19 protein-coding genes are annotated in these 21,121 nt (G+C 56.1%); 9 read left to right on the forward strand and 10 right to left on the reverse strand.

Annotated elements, in window-relative coordinates:
* Nucleotides 1–23 precede the first annotated feature (23 nt).
* Together BN2591_RS02815 and arsC are read left to right on the forward strand one after the other, a co-directional pair.
* Entirely contained in the window at nucleotides 24–1,316 is a 1,293-nt protein-coding gene (locus BN2591_RS02815) for an arsenic transporter (protein ID WP_086868814.1), read from the forward strand.
* Between the two features lie 8 nt (nucleotides 1,317–1,324).
* On the forward strand, nucleotides 1,325–1,753 hold the full coding sequence (gene arsC / locus BN2591_RS02820; RefSeq protein ID WP_086868816.1) for a glutaredoxin-dependent arsenate reductase: 429 nt from the start codon (nucleotides 1,325–1,327) through the stop codon (nucleotides 1,751–1,753).
* Between the two features lie 127 nt (nucleotides 1,754–1,880).
* On the opposite strand, the gene BN2591_RS02825 is transcribed toward arsC, so the two are convergent.
* Together BN2591_RS02825 and BN2591_RS02830 are read right to left on the reverse strand one after the other, a co-directional pair.
* Nucleotides 1,881–4,178, reverse strand: coding sequence for an FdhF/YdeP family oxidoreductase (locus BN2591_RS02825; protein WP_086868818.1), 2,298 nt, complete (start codon nucleotides 4,176–4,178; stop codon nucleotides 1,881–1,883).
* 140 nt (nucleotides 4,179–4,318) lie between these two features.
* Nucleotides 4,319–5,242: a LysR substrate-binding domain-containing protein gene (locus BN2591_RS02830; RefSeq protein WP_086868820.1), complete on the reverse strand. Its 924-nt coding sequence runs from the start codon at nucleotides 5,240–5,242 to the stop codon at nucleotides 4,319–4,321.
* Between the two features lie 302 nt (nucleotides 5,243–5,544).
* Between BN2591_RS02830 and hglS the strand changes: the two genes are divergently transcribed.
* Together hglS and BN2591_RS02840 are read left to right on the forward strand one after the other, a co-directional pair.
* Nucleotides 5,545–6,888: a 2-oxoadipate dioxygenase/decarboxylase HglS gene (gene hglS / locus BN2591_RS02835; RefSeq protein WP_086868822.1), complete on the forward strand. Its 1,344-nt coding sequence runs from the start codon at nucleotides 5,545–5,547 to the stop codon at nucleotides 6,886–6,888.
* Between the two features lie 42 nt (nucleotides 6,889–6,930).
* On the forward strand, nucleotides 6,931–8,439 hold the full coding sequence (locus tag BN2591_RS02840) for a carboxylesterase/lipase family protein (RefSeq protein WP_086868824.1): 1,509 nt from the start codon (nucleotides 6,931–6,933) through the stop codon (nucleotides 8,437–8,439).
* On the opposite strand, the gene BN2591_RS02845 is transcribed toward BN2591_RS02840, so the two are convergent.
* Nucleotides 8,411–9,277 carry a LysR family transcriptional regulator gene (locus BN2591_RS02845; RefSeq protein WP_086868826.1) on the reverse strand — a complete coding sequence of 289 codons (867 nt, stop codon included), beginning with the start codon at nucleotides 9,275–9,277 and terminating at the stop codon, nucleotides 8,411–8,413. The two genes, BN2591_RS02840 and BN2591_RS02845, sit on opposite strands and share 29 nt — an antisense overlap.
* 111 nt (nucleotides 9,278–9,388) lie before the next feature.
* On the opposite strand from BN2591_RS02845, the gene BN2591_RS02850 reads away from it, so the two are divergent.
* The 4 genes from BN2591_RS02850 (at nucleotide 9,389) to rimL (ending at nucleotide 13,866) form a co-directional block, all read left to right on the forward strand.
* On the forward strand, nucleotides 9,389–10,558 hold the full coding sequence (locus tag BN2591_RS02850; RefSeq protein ID WP_086868828.1) for a pyridoxal phosphate-dependent aminotransferase: 1,170 nt from the start codon (nucleotides 9,389–9,391) through the stop codon (nucleotides 10,556–10,558).
* A gap of 12 nt (nucleotides 10,559–10,570) precedes the next feature.
* A complete protein-coding gene (locus BN2591_RS02855; protein WP_025263612.1) occupies nucleotides 10,571–11,350 on the forward strand; it encodes an ABC transporter substrate-binding protein in 780 nt (259 codons plus the stop codon).
* A 272-nt stretch (nucleotides 11,351–11,622) separates the two neighbouring features.
* Nucleotides 11,623–13,278 (forward strand): glucan biosynthesis protein D, encoded by a 1,656-nt coding sequence (locus BN2591_RS02860; protein WP_086869924.1) that lies wholly within the window; start codon nucleotides 11,623–11,625, stop codon nucleotides 13,276–13,278.
* Between the two features lie 45 nt (nucleotides 13,279–13,323).
* Nucleotides 13,324–13,866 carry a 50S ribosomal protein L7/L12-serine acetyltransferase gene (gene rimL / locus BN2591_RS02865; RefSeq protein ID WP_086868830.1) on the forward strand — a complete coding sequence of 181 codons (543 nt, stop codon included), beginning with the start codon at nucleotides 13,324–13,326 and terminating at the stop codon, nucleotides 13,864–13,866.
* Here rimL and BN2591_RS02870 read toward each other — a convergent pair.
* From BN2591_RS02870 to ydcK, 6 genes are all read right to left on the reverse strand, one after another.
* The gene (locus BN2591_RS02870; RefSeq protein WP_086868832.1) at nucleotides 13,863–14,609 is read right to left on the reverse strand and encodes an anti-sigma factor family protein; all 747 of its coding nucleotides are present in this window, start codon (nucleotides 14,607–14,609) and stop codon (nucleotides 13,863–13,865) included. The two genes, rimL and BN2591_RS02870, sit on opposite strands and share 4 nt — an antisense overlap.
* Complete coding sequence (locus BN2591_RS02875) at nucleotides 14,606–15,112, reverse strand: RNA polymerase sigma factor (protein ID WP_017456832.1); 507 nt, start codon at nucleotides 15,110–15,112, stop codon at nucleotides 14,606–14,608. The genes BN2591_RS02870 and BN2591_RS02875 overlap by 4 nt, the downstream gene beginning before the upstream one ends.
* Before the next feature lie 9 nt (nucleotides 15,113–15,121).
* Nucleotides 15,122–15,658: a cytochrome b gene (locus BN2591_RS02880; protein WP_086868834.1), complete on the reverse strand. Its 537-nt coding sequence runs from the start codon at nucleotides 15,656–15,658 to the stop codon at nucleotides 15,122–15,124.
* Complete coding sequence (locus tag BN2591_RS02885; protein ID WP_086868836.1) at nucleotides 15,655–16,710, reverse strand: catalase family peroxidase; 1,056 nt, start codon at nucleotides 16,708–16,710, stop codon at nucleotides 15,655–15,657. The genes BN2591_RS02880 and BN2591_RS02885 overlap by 4 nt, the downstream gene beginning before the upstream one ends.
* Nucleotides 16,711–16,833: 123 nt before the next feature.
* Nucleotides 16,834–17,586 (reverse strand): SDR family oxidoreductase, encoded by a 753-nt coding sequence (locus BN2591_RS02890; protein ID WP_086868839.1) that lies wholly within the window; start codon nucleotides 17,584–17,586, stop codon nucleotides 16,834–16,836.
* Between the two features lie 227 nt (nucleotides 17,587–17,813).
* On the reverse strand, nucleotides 17,814–18,794 hold the full coding sequence (ydcK, locus tag BN2591_RS02895; RefSeq protein WP_167372798.1) for a YdcK family protein: 981 nt from the start codon (nucleotides 18,792–18,794) through the stop codon (nucleotides 17,814–17,816).
* A 125-nt stretch (nucleotides 18,795–18,919) separates the two neighbouring features.
* Here ydcK and tehB point away from each other — a divergent pair, with 125 nt between their 5' ends.
* Nucleotides 18,920–19,516, forward strand: a complete 597-nt coding sequence (gene tehB, locus BN2591_RS02900; protein ID WP_086868843.1) for a tellurite resistance methyltransferase TehB — start codon at nucleotides 18,920–18,922, stop codon at nucleotides 19,514–19,516.
* Nucleotides 19,517–19,802: 286 nt separating this feature from the next.
* On the opposite strand, the gene pepT is transcribed toward tehB, so the two are convergent.
* Entirely contained in the window at nucleotides 19,803–21,032 is a 1,230-nt protein-coding gene (pepT, locus tag BN2591_RS02905; protein WP_086868845.1) for a peptidase T, read from the reverse strand.
* Nucleotides 21,033–21,121: the final 89 nt, after the last annotated feature.

Genomic DNA, 21,121 nt, shown 5'->3' on the forward strand with positions numbered 1-21,121 from the left:
ATTCGTATGTCATGGAGTCTGAAATGTTACTGGCTGGAAGCATCTTTATTTTTACTCTCGTGCTGGTTATCTGGCAGCCCAAAGGGTTGAGTATTGGCTGGAGCGCAACGCTTGGCGCGGTGCTGGCGCTGGTCTGCGGTGTGATTCATATGAACGATATTCCGGCGGTGTGGAATATCGTCTGGAACGCGACGGCGACTTTTATTGCCGTCATTATCATCAGCTTGCTGCTGGATGAGTCGGGTTTTTTCGAATGGGCGGCGCTGCATGTTGCACGCTGGGGCAACGGGCGCGGGCGTTTGTTGTTCACGTATATTGTGTTGTTGGGGGCGGCAGTCGCCGCCCTGTTTGCCAACGACGGGGCAGCACTGATCCTGACACCAATTGTCATTGCCATGCTGCTGGCGCTCGGTTTCAGCCCGCGAGCCACACTGGCGTTCGTGATGGCCGCAGGCTTTATTGCTGATACCGCCAGTCTGCCGCTGATTGTCTCGAATCTGGTGAATATTGTATCGGCCGACTTTTTCCATCTCGGATTTACCACCTACGCCTCGATCATGGTGCCGGTGGACATCGCGGCAATCGCGGCGACGCTTACCATGCTGCACCTCTTTTTCCGCCGTGAAATTCCGCAAACTTATGCCGTGGATCAACTGGCAGCGCCTGGCCGCGCAATTAAAGATCCGGCGACATTTCGCACCGGCTGGGTCGTGCTGATCCTGCTGCTGGCGGGCTTTTTTGTGCTCGAACCGTTGGGTATTCCGGTGAGTGCCATTGCGGCTGTTGGTGCGCTGATCCTCTTTGCCGTCGCCAAAAAAGGGGCGGCGATTGATACAGGTAAAGTGCTGCGTGGCGCGCCGTGGCAAATCGTTATCTTTTCGCTGGGCATGTACCTTGTCGTGTATGGGCTGCGAAACGCGGGGCTCACCGAATACCTTTCCCAGCTTCTGAATCTGCTGGCCAATAAGGGCTTGTGGGCGACCACCATCGGCACCGGTTTTATTACCGCCTTCCTCTCGTCGGTCATGAATAATATGCCAACGGTGCTGATTGGCGCGTTGTCGATTGAGGGCAGCGGCGCAACGGGCGTGATTAAAGAAGCGATGATTTTTGCCAATGTGATTGGCTGCGATCTGGGGCCGAAAATAACGCCGATTGGCAGCCTGGCGACACTGCTCTGGTTGCATGTGCTGGCGCAGAAGAAGATTGCGGTGAGCTGGGGATACTACTTCCGAACCGGTATCGTGATGACGCTGCCGGTTCTTTTTGTCACGCTGGTGGCGCTGGCACTGCGCCTCTCTTTTCCTTTGTCCTGAGAGTATTTATGAGCAACGTTACGATTTATCACAATCCGGACTGCGGCACGTCACGCAACACGCTGGCGCTGATTCGCAACAGCGGAGTAGAACCGCAGGTGATTCTGTATCTGGAAAACCCGCCTTCGCGCGAGGAATTAACGACACTGATTGGCGCAATGGGCATCAGCGTGCGCGAATTATTGCGTAAAAACGTGGAGCCTTACGAACAACTGGGGCTGGCGGAAGCGCGATTCAGCGATGAACAACTCATTACGTTTATGCTGGAACACCCTATTTTGATTAACCGCCCGATTGTGGTGACGCCGCGCGGCACCCGTCTGTGCCGCCCTTCGGAAGTGGTGCTGGATATTCTGCCGGACGCCCAACAAGGCGCTTTCAGCAAAGAGGATGGCGAACAGGTCATCGATGAAAACGGGCAACGGGTGAAACCGTAATCGGTTTACCACGCCACGAAAAGGCCCGCATCTGCGGGCCTTGTGTTATCTCAACCAGGGCGCGGCTTATCCTGGCAGGCAAATCATCCCATTATTTGCGCGTGCTCGCAGAACGCGGGCGTGGTGATCAAGCGATACGCTGGTTTTCGCGAACGTGTGCCGCAGTAATCATCACTGGGATCGATTTGGACGTTGGCGTACCGGTGCCGTCGCCAAAGCGCGTCAGCGGAACCAATGGGTTGGTTTCCGGATAATAGGCCGCCAGGTTGCCGCGCGGGATGTCATAAGCGACAAGGCGAAAAGCCTCAACGCGGCGCTGCACACCATCTGTTGACTGGGTTTCAATATCCACCCGGTCGCCATCATTTAAACCAAGAGCGCGAATATCTTCCGGGTGCATAAACAGCACGTCGCGCTGCCCATAAACCCCACGGTAACGATCATCAAGCCCGTAAATGGTGGTGTTGTACTGGTCATGTGAGCGTAATGTCTGCAACACAAACGGCGCTTGCGTTTCCGGACAGACCGACAGCGGCAGGGCGGCGGCGCAGAATTCCGCTTTGCCGGAAGGTGTATTAAACCGTAAATCTGCGGCGGCATTCCCCAGCCAGAACCCACCCGGTTCTTCGCAGCGGACATTAAAGTTCTGGAATCCAGGAATAGTGGCGGCGATATGATCGCGGATCAGGTTGTAATCGCCCGCCAGCGCCAGCCAGTCGACCTTTTCACTGCCCAGCGTGGCATGCGCGATGCCAGCCACAATCGCCGTTTCCGAACGCTGCGTGGCGGCCAGCGGTTTACCGATACCTTCAGAGGCATGCACCATGCTGAAAGAGTCTTCCACGGTGATGAACTGGCGCCCGCTTGCCTGCATATCTTCTTCGGTACGGCCAAGCGTCGGCAGGATCAGCGACTGTTTACCCGGCATCAAATGGCTGCGGTTCAGTTTGGTGCTGATGTAGACCGTCAGCCCGCAACGGCGCAGCGCTTCGCAAGTGCGTGGCGTATCCGGCGCGGCGGCGGCCAGATTGCCTCCGAGGGCAAGCAGCACTTTCACTTCGTCACGCAGCATTGCCGAAATGGCTTCCACCGTATGATGCCCGTGCTCGCGCGGTGGTTCGAAGTTGAAATGACGGGCAAGGCTGTCGAGCAGGGCGACCGGCGGTTTTTCATCGATCCCCATCGTGCGGTTGCCCTGCACATTGCTGTGTCCGCGCACCGGGCACAGCCCCGCGCCCGGTTTGCCCAGGTGGCCGCCAAGCAGTTGCAGGTTAGTGATTTCCCGTACCGTGTTCAGCGAGTGTTTGTGCTGGGTAATGCCCATTGCCCAGGTACAAATCACACGTTTTGCGTTCTGCCAGATGGCTGCCGCCTCGCGTAATTGCTGCTGTTTCAGGCCGGATTGCTGTTCAATGGTCTGCCAGTCGGTGGCATCGATTTGCGCAAACCAGTCCTCAATGCCGTGGGTGTGCTGCGCAATAAAGGCATCGTCAAAAATACTCGCCTCGCCGTTAGCCAGCCGCTGGCGCTGTGTTTCCAGCAGCGCTTTCGCCATCCCGCGCACCGCCGCCATATCACCGCCAAGATTGGGCTGATAATAAGCGGAGCTAATTGTGCCCGCCATCGGCGTGACCACCTCCAGCGGTTTTTGCGGATCGGCAAACCGCTCAAGGCCGCGTTCGCGCAGGGTATTAAATGTGACAATACGCGCCCCGCGATCGGCGGCGTGACGCAGGCTGTGCAGCATACGCGGGTGGTTGGTGCCGGGGTTTTGCCCGAAGACAAAAATGGCGTCTGCTTTCTCAAAATCGGCCAGGTGAATAGTGCCTTTTCCCACGCCGATGCTGCGTTTCAGCCCGGCACCGCTCGCTTCGTGGCACATGTTGGAACAATCCGGGAAGTTATTGGTGCCGACCATGCGGCCAAACAGCTGAAAAAGCCACGACGACTCATTGCTTGCCCGGCCGGACGTGTACAGTTCAAGCTGATTGGGGTTATCCATCGCCTTAATATGCTCGCCAATCATCGCCAGCGCATCGTCCCAGGAAACCGGTTCGTAGTGATCGGTTTGCGGGTTGTAGCGCAGCGGTTCAGTCAGCCGGCCCTGGTATTCGAGAAAATAGTCGCTCTGGCGGTTAAGCGCCGTCACGCTGTGTTGCGCAAAAAAGGTGGCGTCAATCTGGCGGCGTGTGGCTTCCCAGGTCACGGCTTTTGCGCCGTTTTCACAGAAACTGAAGGTGCTTTTGTTGTCGTCACCCCATGCGCAACCGGGGCAGTCGAAGCCGCGCGCTTTGTTCATGCGCAACAGGTTGCGCATATTTTTCAGCGCGTTTTTACTGTCAATAACGAAGCGCGTGGTCGCTTCCAGCGAGCCCAGACCACCGGCAGCAGCGTGGTAGGGTTTGATAGCGGTTTTGAATTTCATCTCTTCTTCCGGCTGCGGATTGTTACAACGCCAGTGTAAATTGCGCAACAACAACCCTTATTCAACAACCTATTTTTATCACACAATTAACGTGTTGTTTACCTGTTGCGCAACCGGAAGAGAAGATAAGCGCGCCGGGATCAGCCCGGCATCGTTTTGCGGATCGCCGCAATCAGGGAGTGAGCGGCAGGGGGCAGGTGACTATCCACGCGGGTGATAATGCCAATCGGATCGCCGATACCGGGCGGCGCAATGGGCAGCGCGACCAGAGAGCCCAGCCGCAAATCATCTTTTACCGCGCCGGAAGGCACAAACCACACGTAGTCATATTCAACAGTGAGCTGGCGCGACAGCGAGGCGGAAAGCGTCTCCAGGCAACCAGACGGCAGCGTGCAGTTCTGGCTGGCGAGCAGATCCTCGGTATTTTGCCGTGGCACGGTGCCCTCCGGCAAGACCACCACCGGCCATTCCAGCACTTTGCTTAGCGTGACGGTGGTTTGCAGTAACGGATGTCGCGGGCGTACCACCAGTTTTAGCGACTCGAGAAACAGCAGTTCATAACTCAGGCCGCTCATCAAATCCGGGTCGGACATGCGACCAATGCCCAGATCCAGTTCACCGGATTTCAGCCCGGCGAGGATCATCGGGTTATTGGCGGTAGCAACCTGAATGGTGATGTCTGGCTGCTGTTTGTGCAACTGACCAATGACCGCCGGTAAGATGCCGAGCGCAGCGGTGGGCAGCGCGCCGATGCGGATCAGGTCGTTTTTGAGTTCGGTTTTGTGGCTCAGCGACTGCCCGGCAATGTTGACCGCATCCAGAACGCGAACCGCATGAGTCAGAAATTGTTCGCCAACCAGCGTCAGTTGCGCGCCCATTCGGCCACGTTCAAACAGGCGCTTACCGGTAAGTTGTTCGAGTTCGTTGAGGGTTTTTGACAGCGCAGGCTGACTTAAGTTAAGGGTTTCAGCCGCGCGCCCCAAAGTTCCTTGTTGAGCGACGGCAACGAATGTATGCAAATGGCGCAGACGAATGCGCTGTGAAAACAGACCGTTTTTTTCCATAAGATGATGTTAAAAACCGTGCAGAACCGCTGGCAAGTTAAGTTGTTTAATTTTGATAACCAGATAGCAAAATATTATTAACATTTAATCTCTTTGAGTTACAAACGGATTCTGCCCGCAATGTGACGTAACCTGCATGTCACCAGGGGTTTTCTGCGTTGCTGTTCCATAATCTTTCGTTATGTTCGTTACCGCGCTGTGCACGCGCGTTTTCTGCCACGATCACACTTTGTAAATTTCCCATCACGCACGCAAAGAGGCTTCTCTACACTCCAGAGAGAACACACTGGAGGGATTACACTATGGCGTACAGCATCACGGCTGATGAGATTCGGGAACACTTTTCACAGGCGATGTCGGCCATGTACCAGCAGGAAGTTCCGCAATACGGCACGCTGCTGGAGCTGGTCGCGGATGTGAATCTGGCGGTACTGGAAAACAACCCGCGTCTGCATGAACAACTGGCCAACGCCGATGAATTAGCGCGGCTTAATGTCGAGCGCCATGGCGCCATCAGGGTAGGGACGGCTGAGGAGCTTTCTACTTTGCGGCGCATGTTTGCCATTATGGGGATGTTCCCGGTTAGCTATTACGATCTCTCGCAGGCGGGCGTTCCGGTGCACTCCACCGCCTTTCGCCCGATCGAAGACGCGGCGCTGGCGCGTAACCCGTTTCGTATTTTTACCTCGCTGTTGCGTCTGGAACTTATCGAAAACGAAACCCTGCGCAACAAAGCCGCCGCCATCCTGGCGAAGCGCGACATTTTCACTCCAGCTTGCCGCCAGCTGATTGAGCTGCATGAACTGAATGGCGGTTTCACCCCGCAGCAGGCCAGCGCCTTTGTTGAGGAAGCGCTGGAAACCTTCCGCTGGCATCGCCATGCCACGGTGGATGCGCAAACCTATCAGGCGTTGCATGATGAGCACCGCCTGATTGCCGATGTGGTCTGTTTCCCTGGCTGCCATATCAATCACTTAACGCCACGCACGCTGGATATTGACCGCGCTCAGGCGCTGATGCCGGAGTACGGCATTGAACCGAAAATCCTGATTGAAGGGCCGCCGCGTCGCGATGTGCCGATTTTGCTGCGCCAGACCAGTTTTAAAGCACTCGATGAACCCGTGCTATTTAACGGCGAGCACCAGGGCACGCATACCGCGCGTTTTGGCGAAATCGAACAGCGCGGCGTCGCGTTAACGCAGAAGGGGCGCGCGCTCTATGATCAACTGCTGACCAGCGCCGGAACCGGCAAAGATAATCTGACGCACCAGTTGCATTTACAGGAGGTGTTTAAAGCCTTCCCGGACAGCGAAATGCTGCTGCGCAAGCAAGGGCTGGCGTGGTTCCGCTATCGCCTGACGCCAACAGGCGAAGCACACCGCCAGGCGATTCGCCCGGGCGACGATCCGCAGCCGCTGATCGAACGCGGCTGGGTGGTGGCGCAACCTATCACCTATGAGGATTTTCTGCCGGTCAGCGCGGCGGGGATTTTCCAGTCGAACCTTGGCAACGAAACCCAGGCCCGCAGCCACGGCAACGCCAGCCAGGCGCAGTTTGAGGCTGCGCTGGGTTGCCCGGTGTTCGATGAGTTCACACTCTATGCGGAAGCCGAAGCGCGCAGCAAACGGCGTTGCGGTCTGCTGTAAAACAGGTAATCTGCCAGAAATCAGTTATTTCTGGATGTTGTTATGGAAAATCCATTAACGCCGCTGGCACACATCCGCCAGGGGAGTGTGCTGGGATGCAGTGAGGACGCCTTTCATGTCTGGCGCGGTATTCCGTTTGCCGCGCCGCCCACCGGCGCACTGCGCTGGCGCGCGCCCCAGCCACCGCAGCCCTGGCAGGGCGTGCGCATAGCCGACACGTTTTCCGCCGCCAGTTGGCAAAACAGTGATTACTGCCTGCAGATCGGCGGCGGAGATCCGGGGCGTTTCTCCGAAGATTGTCTCTATTTGAATATCTGGTCACCGGCTTCGCGGACAACACCGCTGCCGGTGATGGTCTGGCTGCACGGCGGCGGGTTCACTATCGGCTCCGGCGGGTTGCCACCGTATGACGGAAAAGCGCTTGCTGCGCGCGGTGTGGTGCTGGTGACGGCCAATTATCGCCTTGGTCATCTGGGCTTTTTCGCCCATCCGGCGCTGGAGCAGGAGAGCGATGAGCGCGTCTACAACTTCGGCTTGCTTGATCAGATAGCCGCCTTGCGTTGGGTGCAGGAAAATATCGCCGCGTTTGGCGGTGACGCTGACAACGTTACGCTGTTTGGCGAATCGGCCGGGGCGCGCAGCGTGATGGCGCTGATGGCTTCGCCGCTGGCAGAAGGGCTGTTTCACAAGGCCATTATTCAGAGCAGTTATACCTTACCGGATACACCGCGCGAGGCCGCGCTGGCAAAAGGTGAAGCGATTGCCGCGCATTTTGGGCTGGAAAATGCCAGTGCCGAACAGTTGCGCGCGCTGCCGGCAGAGGCGTTCTGGCCGCTGGAAGCGCCGTTGAAAATTGCGCCTGCGCCCATCGCAGGTGATTGCGTGTTACCGGAACCGATGCTCGATACCTTTTTCGCCGGTCGGCAACATCCGATGCCGGTCATTATCGGGTCGAACAGTGATGAAGCCAGCGTGATGGCCGAGTTTGGCGTCGATCTCGCCGGGCAAATCGAAAAGATACGCCGCGAACAGCGGCTCGGACTGGGGCTGATCCGGCTGCTTTATCCGGGAGTGAAAGGGGATGCCGAACTGGGTCGCCAGGTCTGCCGCGATATGGCCTTTACCACGCTCGGTCTGGTGGTGATGCAGGCCCAGCAGCGTGTCGGGCAACCCTGCTGGCGTTACTGGTTTGATTATGTTGCCGAAGCGGCGCACGACACCTATATCAACGGCGCGTGGCACGGTAATGAAGTGCCGTATGTATTCGACAATCTTATGCTTTCGGAGCCGTCCTGCCACTATGTTAACCCGCGCGATCTCGCCTTTGCCGCGCATATTGCCGATTACTGGGTGCGGTTTGCCGCCCACGCTGAACGCCGAACTGAAGCACTGCCCGGCGTGGTAACCTGGCGGGCCTGCGTACGTGGTCGCGATCGCCTTTTACGGATGGGATTGAATAAACATGCAGGATTTCGCATGGTTAACCGCTTTATGCGTGCGCGACTGAGCTTCTTTCGCCGGGTTATGCGCCACCATGTGAAGCTTGATTAGCCCCCAGTAACCCCTCTCTGAACGCCGCCAGCCCGGCGGCTTTATTCTCCGTTTCCCGCAGCACCAGGCGGTAACTGGCACCGGTTCTGACACGCTGCGAAAACGGGCGCAGTAAGCGTCCGGCCTGGATATCTTCCGCAACCAGCGTCTCATCGGCGATGGCCATCCCCAGCCCCTGAATGGCCGCGGTAATGGCGAGATCCATGGTGTCGAAGTGTTGATTTTTGCTCATGGCGGGCTGAAACGCGCTTTGTCTTGCCAGCCACAGCGACCAGTCGGTTTTATCCCGCGTTGGGTGCAATAATGTGGCGGCTTCCAGCGCAGTGCGCTGCGCCAGGGCGTGGCTTATGACCGGCGTTAACGCTTCCTCAAACAACAGATCCCCGGCGCTTAATTGAGTACCAAACACAATCGCCGCGTCATAAGGTTCTGTTTTGAAGTTAATGGTGTGATCGGTGGTGGTGGTCAATGCCACCTGTAATTCAGGGTAACGTTGTTCCAGATTCACCAGTCGCGGCACCAGCCAGCGTATCGCACAGGTTGGCGCTTTCAGACGCACCACCGTTTGTTGCGAACGCGCCTGGTCTGCGACCATCAGCAGTTGCTCGAACGCGCCGCGCAGCTCCGGTAGCAGGGCGCTGCCTTGCGGGGAAAGGTGCAAGCCGCGCGCATGGCGCTCAAACAGCGGAAAGCCGAACCAGTTTTCCAGCGCGGCGATTTTGCGGCTGACCGCGCCCTGCGTCAGGCACAACTCTTTTGCCGCATGCGTCAGATTCAGGTGGCGGGCGGTGACCAGAAAAGCGTCGATGGCATTGAGCGGCAACGATCGGGGTGACATGACAACTCCAGCTATGCAATTTATTCATGGCTATTATGACAACAATTCGGTTGTCGGCTCAACAGGGTTTAGTTTGAATGCTTATGCACTTTTTATGTGAAAGGATCAGGCATGACTCTGCGTACCCCGGTGAAAACTCGCTCCAAATTACCCGATGTTGGCACCACCATTTTTACCGTTATCGGCCAGCTTTCCGCCGAACATAATGCGATTAACCTTTCTCAGGGCGCGCCCAACTTTCCCTGCGATCCGCATCTGATTGCCGGGGTGACGCGTGCCATGCAAGCCAATCATAACCAGTACGCGTCCATGACCGGTCTGCGCCCGTTAAAGGAGCGGATTGCTCAGAAAATCAGCGAGCTGTACCGCACGGATTACGACGTTGACAGTGAAATCCTCATTACCGCCAGCGCCAGCGAAGGGTTGTACTCCGCCATCAGCGGGCTGGTGCATCCGGGCGATGAAGTGATTTACTTTGAACCCTCGTTTGACAGCTATGCGCCAATCGTCCGTTTACAGGGCGCAACGCCCGTTGCCATCAAACTGACCGTGCCGGATTTCGCGGTGAACTGGGACGAAGTGCGCGCGGCAATCACACCGCGCACGCGCATGATCATCATTAATACGCCGCACAACCCCAGCGGGCAGGTTTTTTCAAGCGCTGATCTTGAGCAACTGGCAGCGATCACTCGTCACACCGATATTGTGATCCTCTCCGATGAAGTCTACGAACATGTGGTGTTTGACGGCGAGCCGCATCACGGCATGGCAACCCATCCGCAACTGGCCGAGCGCAGCGTGATTATCTCGTCGTTTGGCAAGACCTACCATGTGACCGGCTGGCGTGTGGGATACTGCGTTGCGCCTGCTGAACTGATGGACGAGATCTGCAAAGTCCACCAGTTTTTGATGTTTTCTGCCGATACCCCCATGCAGCATGCCTTTGCTGATTACATGGGTGACCCGCAGGGTTGGCTGTCGCTGGCGGCGTTTTACCAGCGTAAACGCGACCTTTTGCAAACATTGCTCGCTGAGTCACCGTTTCGCCTGCTACCCAGCGCCGGATCGTTTTTTCTGCTGGCGGATTACAGCCACTTTAGCGATGAAAGTGACAGCGAGATGGTTAAAAGGCTGATTATTGATTGCGGTGTTGCCACTATTCCGTTGTCGGCGTTTTATACCGATGGTACAGATAACAAGTTGATCCGCCTCTCTTTTGCGAAAGACGAGGCCACATTAAGAGCAGGCGCGCAGGCCCTGTGTCGTGTTAAGCCACGCTAAGGAGCGTTAATGATGAAATATAAAGCACTCTGTCTGGGCATGGGTTTGCTCTGCTCATTCTCCTCGTTTGCCGAAAACGCCCTGCGTTACGGTGTGGAAGCGGAATATCCGCCGTTTGAAAGCCGCAACGCGTCAGGCGAACTGGAAGGTTTTGACATCGAACTGGGTAACGCTGTCTGCAAAGCGGCGCAGCTGAAATGCAGTTGGGTGGAGACCTCGTTTGATGCGTTGATCCCGGGGCTTACAGCCAAAAAATTCGACGCCATTAACTCGGCGATGAACATTACCGAACAGCGGCGCAAAAGCATTGATTTCACCCAGCCGATTTATCGCATTCCTTCGCAACTGGTCGGCAAAAGTGGCGACGGCATGGAAGCGACCGCTGAGGGGCTGAAAGGCAAAACCATTGGCGTGTTACAGGGATCGATTCAGGAAACCTACGCCAAAGAGCACTGGGAAAAGCACGGTGTCACGGTGGTGTCGTATAAAGATCAGAATATGGCGTGGGGAGATTTGCTGAACGGTCGCATTGACGCCTCACTGGTGATGTCAGCGGCGGGGCAGGCAGGTTTCCTCAGCAAGCCGCAGGGGAAAGGGTTTGGCTTTATTGGCAAACCGGTATCGGACGATACGATCCTCGGCAGTGGTATCGGTTTCGGGCTGCGCAAAGGTGACGAGGCCACCAAAAAGCAACTTGATGCCGCCATCGATAAAATCCGCGCTGACGGCACCATCAAAACGCTGGCGGAAAAGTACTTCCCCGGCATTGATGTTAGTGTCAGCGCACAATAAAGCATGACCACTCTGGCGCCTGCCGTCTGATGTCCGGCAGGCGCTTTTTTATTTCCGCCGCAAACCTCCGCTGTTATACAGATCTTTACGCCGCTTTCGGGCTGCTCTTATCGACAGAAAATATTTCATGTTTCGTTCATATATTCGGCAGCCAACAATTGGATTCTCAATGAATTTTGTCTAGAGTGATGCGTTCATTAATGAACGCTTTCGCCGCTATTTCGCGTCATCGCGAAATGCCATTTGACGACCAGAAGGACGTGTTACCAGGCATGAACCGCAGACGATTTATCCAAGCATCCATGGCCCTTGCCGCAACTTACGGCACCACCGGTGTTGCATCGCTCTTTTCCCGCGCGGCGTTTGCGGCGGAAACGGACATTGCCGATGGCCAGAGCCGCCGTTTTGATTTCTCCGTGCTGCAGTCCATGGCGCACGATCTGGCGCAACAGCAGTGGGGCGGCGCACCGAAAGCGCTCCCCAACACGCTGGCGAACCTGACGCCGCAGGCTTACAACAGCATTCAGTATGATGCGCAGCACTCGCTGTGGAACAACGTTGATGGCCGCCAGCTGGACGTGCAGTTTTTCCACGTCGGCATGGGGTTTCGCCGCCGCGTTCGCATGTTCTCCCTCGACCAGAACACGCACCAGGCGCGTGAAATTCACTTCCGCCCGGAGCTGTTTAACTACCACGACGCGGGCGTCGATACGAAACAACTGGAAGGGCAAAGCGATCTGGGTTTCGCCGGGTTCCGCGCCTTTAAAGCGCCTGAACTGGCGCGCCGCGATATCGTCTCGTTCCTCGGCGCCAGCTATTTCCGCGCGGTAGACAGCACCTTCCAGTACGGCCTTTCCGCACGCGGCGTGGCGATTGATACCTTTACCGATACGCCGGAAGAGTTTCCGGATTTCACCGCCTTCTGGTTTGAGACGGCAAAAGCGTCCGATACCACCTTTACCGTTTATGCGCTGCTCGACAGCCCGAGCATTACCGGCGCGTACAAGTTCGTGATCCATTGCGAAGAGAGCCAGGTGATCATGGATGTCGATAACCGCCTGTATGCGCGCAAAGACATCAAGCAACTGGGTATCGCGCCGATGACCAGTATGTTCAGCTGCGGTAATAATGAACGCCGCGTCTGCGATACCATTCATCCGCAAATTCACGACTCCGATCGGCTGGCGATGTGGCGCGGCAACGGCGAGTGGATCTGCCGCCCGCTGAACAACCCGCAAAAATTGCAGTTCAACGCTTATCAGGATGAAAACCCGAAAGGGTTTGGCCTGCTGCAACTCGATCGTGATTTCTCCCACTACCAGGATGTGATGGGCTGGTACAACAAGCGCCCAAGCCTGTGGGTGGAGCCGCGTAACAAGTGGGGAAAAGGGGCGGTCAGCCTGATGGAGATCCCCACCACCGGCGAAACGCTGGATAACATTGTCTGCTTCTGGCAGCCGGAAAAACCGGTGAAAGCGGGGGATGATTTTGCCTTCCAGTATCGTCTTTACTGGAGCGCGATGCCGCCGGTACGCTCGCCGCTGGCGCGCGTTTACGCGACCCGCACCGGCATGGGCGGTTTCCCGGAAGGCTGGGCGCCGGGCGAACACTATCCGGACAAATGGGCGCGTCGTTTCGCTATTGATTTTGTTGGCGGCGATCTGAAAGCGGCCGCGCCGAAAGGCATTGAGCCGGTCATCACGCTGTCAAACGGTGAAGCGAAACAGGTTGAGATCCTCTATGTCGAACCATTTGACGGGTATCGCATTCTGTTCGACTGGTATCCGACCAATGATTCCACTGATCCGGTAGACATGCGCCTGTTCCTGCGCTGCCAGGGCGACGCCATCAGCGAAACCTGGCTCTATCAATACTTCCCGCCTGCGCCGGACAAACGTAACTACGTTGATGACCGCATCATGCGCTAATCTCACTTCGCCCCCGTCAGGGGGCGAATGCTTTATGGAGTCGTAATGGACGATACCGTTATTCCGGTGAATGACCATCTCACGCTGCATGCCGTCGACGAGCGGTTTGTGCACGATCTTCACCAGTTAATTGTCAAAAACCGCGACTGGCTACAGCAGTTTCTCAACTGGCCGCACTCAGTCACGTCCATTGATGACACCCGCAAAACCGCGCAGAGCAACATGCTGTTGCACCAGCGCGGTTACGCCAAAATGTTCATGATGGTGCGCGACGAGGTACTGGTGGGCGTGCTGGCGTTTAACGCCATTGAGCCGTTAAACAAAACGGCCTATATCGGTTACTGGCTGGACGAAGCCTGCCAGCGGCAGGGAATGGTGTCTCAGGCGATGCAGGCGATGATCGATTTTTACGCCCGCCGCGGCGATATCCGCCGCTTTGTCATCAAATGCCGGGTGGCGAATCAGGCCAGCAATCAGGTGGCCTTGCGCAACGGCTTTACGCTTGAAGGCTGCCTTAAACAGGCCGAGTTTCTCAACGGTTGCTTCGACGATCAAAATATCTGGGCGAAGATCGTCGACAGGGCCTAACTGGTGGCCTGCGATACCGCTTTTCGCAGGCCGTTTACCGCCGGTGAGTTCATCGGCGTTACCAGCGCGTAGTTGTAGTGATCATCACTCCAGTACTGCGCCATCACATCATCTGACTCGCGCTCCCCGTGGGGAAGTTTTACCGGGCTTAACGGGCGGATATACCAGCCGACCCGCGTACCGTTCCTGTCCTGATACATAATCAGCGCCGCCGGGCCTTGCGCGGTGGCGATAAGCCGCGCGCCGGATAAGGTGAAACCATACTGTTCAAGATTTGGCGGCTGGTTTCCATTAATGAAATACCGGGCGACCCAGCGGGTGAGTTCGGTTTGCTGGCTTGCCACCACATCCATTGGCGTGACGGCGGCGTTGTCAAAAAGTTTATAAGCCTGAACCGCGTCCTCCATCGGCTGATGCGTCATTAACATTTGCGACTCTTTTAGTTGCCAGCCGGTGTAACCGCCAACACTTAACGCCACTACCAGCGCGAAGGCGGTGGCCAGTTTCCATTGCCGCTGCTGACGGGCCTGGCGGCGTAAATAATGCGGCTCCGGTTTTTCCAGCGCGATGTGTTGCTGGCTCATGGCCTGGCGGAGTTGCTGTGCGTCGCGTCGCCAGCCGGCAACCTGCGCGGCGGCATCCGGGTTTTCTGCCAGATAGCGCTCGACACGCGCTGAGGTCGCCTCATCGGTTTCGCCATCCATCCAGGCATGCAGATCGTGTTCATCCGGTGGCAACGTCATTTCAGTCTCCTCAGCGGCAGCGGTGCTGCCGTACCGTCTAATTTCTCATGTAGCAATTTACGCGCGCGTGACAGGCGCGACATCACGGTGCCGGTCGGGATATCGAGCGTTTGGGCGACTTCTTTATAACTCAGCCCTTCAATGCTCACCAGCAACAGAATGGCACGATAATCGGTCGGCAGCGTGGCGAACACCGCCAGCGTATCATCCGCCATTGCCAGTGATTCGGTCGACGCGCTAATGGCCTCCTCGCCGGTGAAAAAGGCGAGGATTTTCATGTACCGCCGCTTGCGCCGCTCGCCGTCAATAAACTGACGGTAAAGAATGGCAAACAGCCAGGCGCGCAGGCTCCGTTCGCCATCACTATTTGGGCTACGCGTCAGCGCTTTCATCAGGCAACTTTGCACCAAATCTTCCGCGCTGTGCGGGTTACGGGTCAGCCACAGCGCAAAGCGTTGCAAATGTGGCATCACCTGACGAATCTCATCATCAGTCAGTTGCATAGCTTGCCTTCATCGCTTGCGGGTTCCCGACATGCTTTCAAAAACGCCATCGCGCAGCACGAGGGCATGAAACAGTGCGGCGGCTAAATGCAGCATCACCGTTGCGAACAGCGCCAGCGCCACCAGAGAATGCAGTGGCCGCAGCAGCGCGTAAGTATCATTATTCACCGGCAGGATAGGTGGCAACAGCCAACCGCCGACCGTAACCGGGTAGCCCGCCGCCGAGAGCATCCCCCAGCCAATCAGCGGTTGCGCAATCATCATCGCATAGAGCGCCCAGTGTGAAAGATGCGCCATAGCACGTTGCCAGACGGCGAGGGTCGCCGGTAACGCGGGCGTGGCAGTATAAAACCGTAACCACAAGCGAACCAGCACCAGCACCAAAATCATTAAACCCAGCGGTTTATGGATTGACACCAGCAGGCTGTGCAGGGATGAGACGGTAGAAACCATCACGACGCCAATAAACAGCATTGCGATGATCGCCGCCGCCATTAACCAGTGCAGCACACGCAGCGCCGGGTGGAAATAAGCAACCTGTTTCATAAATGAGCTCCGGCCTGGGTGGATTGTTCACGGGTGCGCGCGTTGTAGGATTTAGCATAGGCCGCAGAACGCGCATTGAGTAAAGGATCGTCGGAGGCGGCAATGCCATCCGGCAGGATCATCGGGTCATAATTGATGTCGTTGCACGGCCCGTTTTCCTGTTCGGTTGCGCGAGTCAGTACCAGCGTTCCGGCGTTGATGGTTTGCCTGTCGGCAGGCCAGACTTTCGAAGCATTGCTGCCATCGTCACCCGGCTGCGCGACGGTTATCAGCAAATCCCACTTCAGCGGCCCCTGCGCCAGTCGCTGTTTGATATCCGTTTGCAGGAAGTTTTTATTACTCTTTTCTTCGGCGCTGATGGGCTGATAACCGGTGTGCGGCACCATGCTCCAGCGCACCAGATGCGCCATATCTGCTTTATCTATAAACCGGAATGCGTTCAGGCTGTTAAACCGATCGCTGGCCCAGCTCGACGAAGGGACATTCTGTTTTGCCCATGCCAGAAACGGTGCGACCTCGGGGTTCTTTTGCACGAAAGCTTTGAATTTCTCCGCGTTTGGTTTGCCGGTTGCCGTATCGGGCAGCGAGGCAACCTGTAATTCATAGAATTGCTCGACGGTGGAGACCGGGAAGAAGGGCATTGCGTTCATGCCGGTGCGCCACTGTTCACCGTTCGCCAGCTGAAACGCCAGCGCCAGACTGCGCACGGGAACAGCATAATCCGGCGCGGCAGGGTTTCCACCGGCGATGGCAAAACGCCCGATGACCGGCGTTTCACCTGCGGCAAATACCTGGGCGCGTGACAACGTACTGGCATTGCCGTTAGAGATAAAACTGCCGGTGACGCAGAGCCCTTTGGCGTGATTTCGCCGATAACCCGGATGCTCGCCGCCCGCCTGTTGTAAGACATTAACCAGTTTATCTGCGCTGAGGCGCTGGGGGGTTAACCAGCCTCCGCCCCACAGAAACAGCACAATCAACACCAGAGGAACACATGCGATCGCTGCAAGACGTGCAAGGATCTGGCCGGTCGTAAAAGGAGTGTTTGTCATAGTCGCTCACCTGCTAATCATGAGCGGATAAGACGAAGCAACGGCGCGTTTATTCCACGCAGGAGAAAAAATATTTTCGTCAAAAAAGCCTGCAACAGAATGTCTGCTGCAGGCCCGGTGTTATCAGGGGTTTATCGCCGCAAAAAGTGTCGCGAAGGTGCCCTCTTTTTCAGCCCAGCGCCGGGGTTTATCACGCTCCAGCACCAGTTCGCCCGCAGGATGATCGCCGCGCTCAATCATGGCGATCACTTCACTGATATAAGCCGGTAATGGCATCGCGCGCGGATCGGTTGCCTGCTCTGCGCCTGTGAGGGTGGTTTGCACATAAGGCGGCGAAAGTTCAAGTACCTCAACAGGCGTATGGCGAAGCTGATGGCGCAGACAAACCAGCCACGTATGCAAGAACGCCTTGCTGGCGCAATAAGTCGGGAAGTCTGCCCTTGGCACAAACGCCAGCGCCGAACTGGTTGCCAGCAGCGTGGCGTCGGGTTGGTGGCGAATCAGCGGCAGAAATGCGGTCACCGTCCGGATGACGCCAAGGATATTGGTGGTGACGATCGCCTGCGCCATATCTGCGTTCCCGTTACCTTCGGTAAAATCCTCTGCGCCAGAAATACCGGCGTTAGCGATCAGTACATTCAGTCGGGGAAACTGCGATTTGACACGTCTGGCGAGCGCTTCTGGCATGCCGCCATCATCGACATCCAACTGAAATCCCGCCATACCTGGGTTGTTACGAATGACCTCATCCAGCAGCGCCTGACGGCGCCCGGTAATGATAACCTGATTACCCCGCGCATAAAGCGCTTCAGCCATCGCGCGGCCAATGCCGCTGGTTGCGCCGGTGATAAGAATAGTATTGCCGCTAATGTTCATAAAAAAACATCTCCAGTGATCGGGAATGGAAAGGCGACGACACAAGCCCGCAGCCGAAAAGATGGCGGGGAGTGTGGATCAGAGGTGAGTGCCGCGCCTGCATTAGGAACCCTGTTTTCTCTGCTGAGACCCTCAGGAACCTGGGCGCGTTGGATGACGGTAACGCCTACGGCATGGTGGAAAATGCCGGGTGATCATATTTTCATCGCCAGTAACAGACAAGCGACTTATAAAGCGCCAACCAGCGGCGTACGGGTAATGTGCTGCCTGTCGTTAATGACTTTTGGCCCGCGTAACAGAATACTTTCGCCTTCCTGCGCGTCGACGACCACATCGCCGCCTATTTCAATCTGATGCTCGATCAGCACATTGCCGTGAATGCGCGCATTGCCCTGAATCACTACTTTTTCATCCAGTTGCAATGGTCCGCCGTGTAACCAGGCGTGACCGCCCACCAGCACGTGATGTTTTAAAATACAGTTGCCTTCAACGACCGCGTTTTCGGCCACCTGCGAACTGTAGCGCAGGGTGGGGATCTCATCGTCAAGCGTCCCGGCGACCACACGCGCATGACCATATACTTTGGCGCAGTCGCACACCCAGACATCATTAAGCTCGTTGCCTTCGAGCAGGGCGAAATCAAAGACTTCGGCGCGGTGTTCAATAAAGGCGTAATTGACGATGGCGTCGCCATAAATTTGCGCCTGATGCACCACGCGCGAATGGCTGACGGTGGCGCTGTCGTAAATCTGCAAAATCTGTTCGTTATCCAGCGTTAAACCCTGAGCGGCAACGATATCGCAGCCATTCAGAATACGGGCATCGCCGCGTAGATGGCATAAACCGCGCACCGTTGACGCCTGAACGGTGACGTTGTCACTTAATTGCGCGCCGTGGCTTATTTCACAGCCGTCAACCCAGGCGTTGTCCTTGATAACGACATCGTGGCAAATGACGCACGGCTGGGTGATCCGCGCATTGTCACGTACCAGGCTGCCAAGAAAAACCATGCTGTTTTCATCATAAATCCAGCAATTTCCCTGCTGATCCAGTACGTTCTCATTATCAACCCAGCCACCGGCGCTGCCCGCTACAACATCGTTAAAATCGCGCAGGGCGATAATCTGGCGCAGCGCGACGGATCGTTTCTCACCGCCAATCTGGTAATGCATGGTCCTTTGCTCATCGCTGAGCCGATACTTGTTCATGCTACATTTCCCCCATCTGCCTGAGTTAAACGTAGCAAATTTTACGCCGCTGGCTATCCGCCAGCGAAACCAATAAAATGCGCGAAAAATGCAACTTATCAATTCGCGACGTATTGAGGAACAGCATGAGCACCCGTACTGATAACTACTTTACTGAAAAATACAGCATGACCCCGACCCATTCGGAAGTGCTTAACGCCATGAATTATGTCCAGCCGGGTAAAGCGCTGGATCTCGGCTGCGGTAATGGCCGCAACAGCCTGTTTCTCGCCAACCGGGGTTTTGATGTCACCGCGTGGGATAAAAATCCGAACAGCCTGAGCAATTTACAAAATATCCGTGACGCGGAAGGGCTGGAAAACTTACATATCGAGGCGGTTGATCTCAACCATCTCAGTTTTGACGGCGAGTATGATTTTATTCTTTCGACCGTGGTGCTGATGTTTCTGGAAGCGAAAACCATCCCGGGGCTGATTGCCAATATGCAGCGCTGCACCAAACCGGGCGGCTATAACCTGATTGTCGCGGCAATGGACACGGCAGATTTCCCGTGTACGGTCGGCTTCCCGTTTGCCTTTAAAGAGGGTGAGTTACGCAATTATTACGCGGGCTGGGAACTGCTGAAATACAACGAAGAGGTGGGTGAGCTTCACCGTACCGATGCTAACGGTAACCGCATCAAGTTGCGCTTTGCCACCATGCTGGCACGCAAATCCGCGTAAGTTTTCCCGCTGCGACAGTAAAAGAGCCGGAAGGAGTCCTCCGGTTCTTTTACTACCAGCCCGCCGTTTTTTCTTTGAACATTCACTGCACCACGCCTGTTCCGCTATTCACCCGGTAAACACCACCGGCAAACTGATTGATGATTACAGTGATGACGTGTTAGCGCTGGCGTAGCAAATGCCGGATGGCAAGGCCAGCCAGCCCATTCGCGATATCCGCATCCGGCAGGTTAAAGCGGGCCAGTATTGCGGGTGAAGTCCGTTCCGATACTTTCACCGGTCTGTTTTAGCGCGCTGCCAGCAGGCAAAGTTGCAGTGCCACGTTATAAGAGGCTTCGAAAGCGCGTAGCGGCAAGAACTCAAAACGCGAGTGGAAGTTATGCGCGCCGGTGAAGAAATTCGGCGTCAGCAAACCCTTAGCAGAAAGCGCCGCACCGTCGGTGCCGCCGCGCATTGGCGTCGGTTTTGGCGTGATACCCAGTGATTCCATCGCTTCAAACAGTAAATCAATCGCCCGACGATCGTCGCCAATCGCGTTGCTGATATTGCTGTAAGTATCGCTGATGCTGTAGTCCACTTTCGCCGTCGGATATTGCGCGGCGATTTTCGCCGCGACATCGGCAATTTGTTGTTTGCGTTTAGCAAAACTCTCGCTGTCGAAATCACGAATGCTGGCGTTCAGCGTCGCGTAGCTCTGCACGGCATTGAGACCGTTAAACCAGATATAACCTTCGCGTCCTTCGGTGTGCTCCGGCGTTTGCTGACGATCGAAGTGGCTGATGTAATCCATCGCCATCAACAGCGGGTTAACCAGCACGCCTTTCGCCGACATCGGGTGCGCCGTCACGCCGGTAAACTGGATTTGCGCGCTGGCGGCGTTAAAGTTCTCATAAACAATTTCGCCCAGTTCGCAGCAGTCGATTGTCCAGGCGAAATCAACATCAAAACGCTGTAAATCCAGCGCTTTCGCGCCGCGCAGACCCACTTCTTCATCCGGCACGAAGGCCACCACGATATCACCGTGACGCTGTTCTGGTGTCAGGTTTTCCAGCAGCGTCATCACCACGGTAACGGCCGCTTTGTTATCCGCGCCGAGGACGCTGGTGCCATCGCTGAAAATAATCTCTTCATTGGGATACGCGAGAATTTCCGGATGCTCATCCACGCGCAGCCAGATATCCTGCGCGCTGTTCAGACAGAGATCTTGTCCCTCAAAGCGCAGGATCTGCGGATGAATATGCGGCGATAAACCGACATCCACGGTGTCGATATGGGTGATAAAACCAAGGCGCGGCGCGCCGGGAACCGTGCCTTTTTTGACCGCAGTGACGGTCGCGTGATCGTCGATGACAATCTCTTCAAGACCGAGTGTTTTCAACTCATTAGCCAGTTCACGCGCCATGTCAAACTGCCCGACGGTGGTGGGTAAAGTAGTGGCAGTGGCATCGCTTTGGCTGGTGATGCTGAGATAGCGAAAGAAGCGATGCGTTAATTGACTGGTGAGCGACGACGTCATAGTGATTCCTTCTTTATTCGAATTATCAGGTGTTTGCAAATTCACTTTAATGTTATTTATGAGAGGGCAAACAACAAGCCTTTACAATA

The sequence above is a fragment of the Kosakonia pseudosacchari genome (assembly GCF_900184035.1).
GTDB classification, from domain to species: Bacteria; Pseudomonadota; Gammaproteobacteria; order Enterobacterales; family Enterobacteriaceae; genus Kosakonia; species Kosakonia pseudosacchari.

Coding starts and splice junctions, on each gene's coding strand:
- BN2591_RS02890 (WP_086868839.1), bottom strand. CDS start 17,586: ATGAACATTAGCGGCAATACTATTCTTATCACCGGCGCAACCAGCGGC.
- rimL (WP_086868830.1), top strand. CDS start 13,324: ATGGACGATACCGTTATTCCGGTGAATGACCATCTCACGCTGCATGCC.
- BN2591_RS02845 (WP_086868826.1), bottom strand. CDS start 9,277: ATGTCACCCCGATCGTTGCCGCTCAATGCCATCGACGCTTTTCTGGTC.
- tehB (WP_086868843.1), top strand. CDS start 18,920: ATGAGCACCCGTACTGATAACTACTTTACTGAAAAATACAGCATGACC.
- BN2591_RS02840 (WP_086868824.1), top strand. CDS start 6,931: ATGGAAAATCCATTAACGCCGCTGGCACACATCCGCCAGGGGAGTGTG.
- BN2591_RS02870 (WP_086868832.1), bottom strand. CDS start 14,609: ATGACGTTGCCACCGGATGAACACGATCTGCATGCCTGGATGGATGGC.
- BN2591_RS02875 (WP_017456832.1), bottom strand. CDS start 15,112: ATGCAACTGACTGATGATGAGATTCGTCAGGTGATGCCACATTTGCAA.
- BN2591_RS02885 (WP_086868836.1), bottom strand. CDS start 16,710: ATGACAAACACTCCTTTTACGACCGGCCAGATCCTTGCACGTCTTGCA.
- hglS (WP_086868822.1), top strand. CDS start 5,545: ATGGCGTACAGCATCACGGCTGATGAGATTCGGGAACACTTTTCACAG.
- ydcK (WP_167372798.1), bottom strand. CDS start 18,794: ATGAACAAGTATCGGCTCAGCGATGAGCAAAGGACCATGCATTACCAG.
- pepT (WP_086868845.1), bottom strand. CDS start 21,032: ATGACGTCGTCGCTCACCAGTCAATTAACGCATCGCTTCTTTCGCTAT.
- BN2591_RS02855 (WP_025263612.1), top strand. CDS start 10,571: ATGAAATATAAAGCACTCTGTCTGGGCATGGGTTTGCTCTGCTCATTC.
- BN2591_RS02830 (WP_086868820.1), bottom strand. CDS start 5,242: ATGGAAAAAAACGGTCTGTTTTCACAGCGCATTCGTCTGCGCCATTTG.
- BN2591_RS02880 (WP_086868834.1), bottom strand. CDS start 15,658: ATGAAACAGGTTGCTTATTTCCACCCGGCGCTGCGTGTGCTGCACTGG.
- BN2591_RS02860 (WP_086869924.1), top strand. CDS start 11,623: ATGAACCGCAGACGATTTATCCAAGCATCCATGGCCCTTGCCGCAACT.
- BN2591_RS02825 (WP_086868818.1), bottom strand. CDS start 4,178: ATGAAATTCAAAACCGCTATCAAACCCTACCACGCTGCTGCCGGTGGT.
- arsC (WP_086868816.1), top strand. CDS start 1,325: ATGAGCAACGTTACGATTTATCACAATCCGGACTGCGGCACGTCACGC.
- BN2591_RS02850 (WP_086868828.1), top strand. CDS start 9,389: ATGACTCTGCGTACCCCGGTGAAAACTCGCTCCAAATTACCCGATGTT.
- BN2591_RS02815 (WP_086868814.1), top strand. CDS start 24: ATGTTACTGGCTGGAAGCATCTTTATTTTTACTCTCGTGCTGGTTATC.